2 protein-coding genes and 2 pseudogenes are annotated in these 5,136 nt (G+C 69.9%); 1 reads left to right on the plus strand and 3 read right to left on the minus strand.

Features of this window, described 5'->3' with window-relative positions:
- The coding region (locus ACY5KJ_RS15215) for an FAD-dependent oxidoreductase (RefSeq protein WP_462203647.1) at positions 1–889 on the minus strand (889 nt) is incomplete at its 3' end.
- Between the two features lie 455 nt (positions 890–1,344).
- Between ACY5KJ_RS15215 and ACY5KJ_RS15220 the strand changes: the two are divergent.
- Positions 1,345–2,449 (plus strand): annotated as a pseudogene (locus ACY5KJ_RS15220) (uroporphyrinogen-III synthase).
- 61 nt (positions 2,450–2,510) lie between these two features.
- Here the strand turns inward: ACY5KJ_RS15220 and ACY5KJ_RS15225 are convergent.
- A pseudogene (locus ACY5KJ_RS15225) lies at positions 2,511–3,346 on the minus strand (polysaccharide deacetylase family protein).
- Between the two features lie 563 nt (positions 3,347–3,909).
- On the minus strand, positions 3,910–5,010 hold the full coding sequence (prfB, locus tag ACY5KJ_RS15230; protein WP_462188963.1) for a peptide chain release factor 2: 1,101 nt from the start codon (positions 5,008–5,010) through the stop codon (positions 3,910–3,912).
- Positions 5,011–5,136 lie beyond the last annotated feature (126 nt).

Raw genomic sequence — 5,136 nt, forward strand, 5'->3', positions numbered from 1 at the left:
CGTACACCCGTCCGGCCGCCAGGGCGCACTCGCCGACGGCGTAGATGTGCTCGTCGCTGGTGCGGCAGCCCTCGTCGACGACGATGCCGCCGCGATCCCCGACGTCGAGTCCGCACTCGCGGGCCAGGGCGTCCCGCGGGCGGATCCCCGCCGAGAACACGACGACGTCGGTGTCGAGGCCGGCCAGCCCCTCGGGGTGACGGGCGAAGACCATCCGGGTGACCCGCCCGTCGGGATCGGCCTCGATCCGCTCGGTGGCCGTGTCGGTGTGGACGCCGATCCCGAGCCCGGTGATGTGGGCTCGCAGCGTCTGCCCGCCGGCCTCGTCGACCTGGGCCGGCATCAGCCGGGGCGCGAACTCGACGACGTGAGTAGCCAACCCCAGGCTACGCAGCGCGTTCGCCGCCTCTAGGCCGAGCAGACCGCCACCGACGACCACACCGGTCCCGGTCCGGCTACCCCGCGCCGAGGCGAAGATCGCCTCTAGGTCCTCGATCGTGCGGTAGACATGGCAGCCGGTGGCCTCCCGGCCGGGTACCGGCGGGACGAACGGGTAGGAACCGGTCGCAAGCACCAGCACGTCGTACCGGTAGGTGCGGCCAGCACCGGTGGTCACCGTCCGGGCGGCCCGATCGACGGCGACGACCGGTTCACCGAGACGCAGCCGCAGCCGGGGGTGTTCGAGGAATCCGTCCTCGACGAGGCTGAGGTCCTCCGCGGTCGCCCCGGTGAAGTACGCCGAGAGGCCCACCCGGTCATAGGCGGGCCGAGGTTCCTCGGCGAGGACCGTGATATCCCATCGCCCCTCGACGTCGCGGTCCCGCAGCGCCGCCAACAACCGATGCCCCACCATGCCGTGGCCGACGACCACCAATGATCGAGAAGACATCCGCGCACCACCCGCACGTCCGAACCGATGGGTGCCGGTCCAAACGGGCACCCGCTACGGCCAGAACCGTACGAACCCAGGATGTCAACACCGACTCGAAGTCAGGTCGGTCCGGATACAAGGCATGCACTCCACGACACGACGGGATGTGAGATGCCCGACGAACGCTCGATGCGGACGTCGTGAATACGCAACGGTGCCGGTTAACACCGGCGTTGCACACCGGCAAGCGCGTGGACATGGCCGTGTCCGATCCTGCGGTGACCGGGGGATCGGCGCGGGACCCCAGGCCAGGAGGTAGCCTCGTGACAACCTGTAGTCCCGGGTGGCCCGACATCGGCGACCGGTCCGGCGCACCCGGAACCGCCGGAACCACCGGAACACCCGGAACCACCAGCGCGCCCGGAACGTCCCCGGCATCGGCGACATCGACGGAGCCGGCCGTCAGCGCCGGGCTGCCACCGCTGCTCGGCTTCACCGTCGGGGTCACGGCCGCGCGTCGCCGCGACGAACTCGCGAACCTCCTCGAACGGCGCGGAGCCCGGGTGATCCATGCCCCGGCCCTGCGCATCGTGCCGCTCGCCGACGACAGCCTGCTGCTCGCCGCGACCCGGGAGTGCCTCACCCGGCCGCTGGACGCAGTGATCGCTACGACGGCAATCGGCTTCCGCGGCTGGGTGGAGGCCGCCGAGGGCTGGGGGGTCGGCGAGCGGCTGCGCGACCGGCTGGACGGCGCCCGGCTGTTCACCCGAGGGCCGAAGGTCACTGGCGCCGTCCGGGCCGCGGGGCTCACCGAATGCTGGTCGCCCCGCTCGGAATCCGGCGCCGAGCTCGTCGCCCATCTGCTCACGGAGAACCTGGCCGGGCTGCGCATCGCGGTGCAGCTACACGGCGAGCCGTTGCCAGACATGGTCGAGGGGCTGCGCGCGGCGGGTGCCGAGGTCGTCGAGATACCGGTGTACCGGTGGGAACCACCGGACGATCTGCGGCCGGTCCGCCGGATGGTCGAACTCATCGTCACCGGCGGGGTCTCCGCGGTCACCTTCACCAGCGCGCCCGCCGTGGTGAGCCTCCTACGGATCGCCCGGGAGATGGGACAGTTCGACGAACTGCTGACCGCGTTGCGGGGCGAGGTGCTGCCCGCGTGCGTGGGTCCGGTCTGCGCCGCCCCCCCTCGAACGGCAGGGCGTGGCGACGGTGGCCCCGGACCGGTTCCGGCTCGGAGCACTCGTGCGCACGCTGTCCGACGAACTCCCGCGTCGCCGGGGGCGGACCGTCGAGGCCGCGGGGCACGTGCTGCGGGTCCAGGGCGCGGCAGTGATCGTCAACGGCGAGCCGGTGATGCTCGCACCCAGGACCGCGGCGGTCCTCGACGCGCTGACCGAGCGTCCCGGTCGGGTGCTGTCCCGAGCCGAGCTGCTGCGCCGGACGGGCACGGCCGGGCTCACCGACGAACACGCGGTCGAGATGACCGTCGCCCGGTTACGCACCGCGCTGGGACCGGCCGGCCGCGTGGTCGAGACCGTCATCAAGCGGGGCTATCGGCTCGCGGTCGTGTGAGAGAGCACGCGGTAACTGCCAGGCCCCGGACCCCGGACCCCAGTTCCCGCGTTCCCCGTCGTCAGGCGCCTCGGCCGAGCCGCCAGCGCGCCGCTCGATATGCCCGCCACCCCGACTGCAGTCCTCGCCGGGCGCTGAGCAGGGCGTCGCGATGCCCCTGGGAAACGAGCCGAAGGATGTCGGCCGCTCCAGCGGCCCGATTGACGATCAATCGACTGATGGCGAACCGGGACGACGTCGGTTGATGAATGCGGTACCCGACCTCACAGGCCGATTCGAACCCGGCGGCCGCGACGACATGGCGCACCGACGCGCAGTGATAACCGAAGGGGTAGCAGAAACTGTCCGGACGCCGGCCGGTTCTCTCCTCGATCAGCCGCCGGCTGGCGGTGACGTCGTACCGCGCCAAGGCGGTCGGCACCACGTCGAGCTCCAGATGACGGTGACCGTGCGAGCCGAGCTCGATGCCCTCTCCGGCGAGCGCGGCGAGGTCGGACCAGTCCAGCAGAGGAGGTTGCGCTCGGTGTAGCCATCCAGCCAGGTGGCGCGCCGGCCAACGAAGGCGGTCGGCACGTACAGGGTAGCGCTGGCACCGATCGCCCGCAGAGCGGGCACCGCGGTGGTGACGAAGTCCTCGAAGCCGTTCTCGAAGGTGATCACCACCTGGCGGCGGGCGGGATGCGCCAGCGCGTCAGTGAGACCGGTGAGGTGGTAACCGCTTTCGGCGAGGGCCTCGAGCTGCTCGGCGAAGGCACCGGGAGGGAGCTCCCAGCGTCGGAAGTCCGCACTCACCGAATCACCGACGCCGTGGTACATAAGGACGGGCAGGGGCATCGTGGGCGCACCGTCGAACACGCCGGAGGCGGCGCCGGACGCCGCGGGCGCCAGGGAGGTCACGGCTTTCCCGTACCGGCGAGACTGGCCATCCTGCCCGGATTTGCACCGTTATTTCCACACAGATACATGCGTGCATTCGTGTGCAGGGACACAGACCGCACTCCCTCCGCGACAGCGGTTCGCAATCGTGAACGACCAGGTGACACGGGCGTACATCCCATCGAGTGAAGCAGTAGACGGACCAGATCAAGACACCGAAACTAAAACATCGACCGGTCCGCGAACTACCCGGAACTCTACACGTGTATACCCGGCATGCCAATGGCGTCAGGAGATCCGGTGGAGTCCTCCCCCGACGCCGGGCCGGGCCGCCGGCCGAGCCTACGTCACACCGGCGTTCCCACCACGGCCGGATCTTTGTCTTTTCACCGTCCGTTCCCCGAGAGGCAGGCAGCATTCGGATGCCGTCCCGGAAACGGGAGACCTCCGGACCTCCGGAACCGGAACGCCGGGCGCGTATCGTCCCGCCGGGCCACGAGCGCCCGGACGGTGCGGCGAGGATTGCCCACTCAGCCCGGAACCAGGCGCATCCCGGGCGTCGGCAAAAGCTCCGAAGAACCCTCTCACGCCTGATTCTCGACCGACCGCCGCCACCGGATCTCCGCGTCGATGAAATCATCGAGCTCGCCGTCGAGAACACCGCTGGTATTCGAGGTCTCGGTGTCGGTACGCAGATCCTTCACCATCTGGTACGGGTGGAGGACATAGTTACGGATCTGTGATCCGAAGGAGACGTCCTGTGGCCCGCCGGTGATGCGCTGTTTCTCCGCCGCTTCCTCGGCCCGCCGCCGCTCCAGGAGCTTCGCCTGCAACACGATCATCGCAGCGGCCTTGTTCTGGAGCTGGCTGCGCTCGTTCTGGCACGTCACCACGATGCCCGTGGGCAGATGCGTGATGCGGACCGCGGAGTCGGTGGTGTTGACCCCCTGTCCACCCGGGCCGGACGAACGGAAAATATCGATACGCAGATCCTTGTCGTCGATGTCGACCTGGTCGGACAGCTCGACGACCGGGGTGACCTCCACCCCGGCGAAGGAGGTCTGCCGCCGGTTCTGGTTGTCGAACGGCGAAATCCGGACGAGCCGGTGCACCCCGTGCTCACTGCGCAGCGTCCCGTACGCATAGGGCGCCTTGACCTGGAAGGTTGCCGACTTCAGACCCGCCTCCTCAGCCTCGGAGGTGTCAAAGACCTCCGTGGCGTAGCCATGCCGCTCGGCCCACCGCAGGTACATCCGAAGCAACATCGCCGTCCAGTCGGCCGCGTCCACCCCGCCGGCCCCGGCCGAGAGCTGCACGATCGCGTCCCGCTCGTCGTACTCGCCGGACAGCAGGGTCCGGACCTCGAGACCGGCGATGTCATTGGACAGCCTGGGAAAATCGGCTGCGGCCTCGGCGAGTAGATCCTCGTCGCCGAGGTCCGCGGCGGCGGCGATGTCGTCGAGACGGCGACGCAGCCCCTCCACCCTGGCGATGTCCCCGCGCGTCGACGACAACCTGCGGGTGACAGCCTGGGCCCGGTCCTGATCGGACCAGAGGTCGGGGTCCGCAGCCTGACGCTCCAGATCCTCGGCGCGACGGCGCAACCCCTCCACGTCGAGAACCGTCTCGATGCCGGTCAACGTGGCATCCAGCTGTTTGATCTCCTCGGACAGGTCGACGGCCATGCTGTTCACCTTACCGGCGGCACTCGGGGGCCACCGCCAGGACGGATCTTGCCCGCCCGGGCGGGAGCCGGCCGAGCTCGCATCGGCGTCGCGCCGAGCCCCGCGGCGACCTCCCCGCGGTCTCCC

The organism is Frankia sp. CcWB3 (assembly GCF_977927595.1).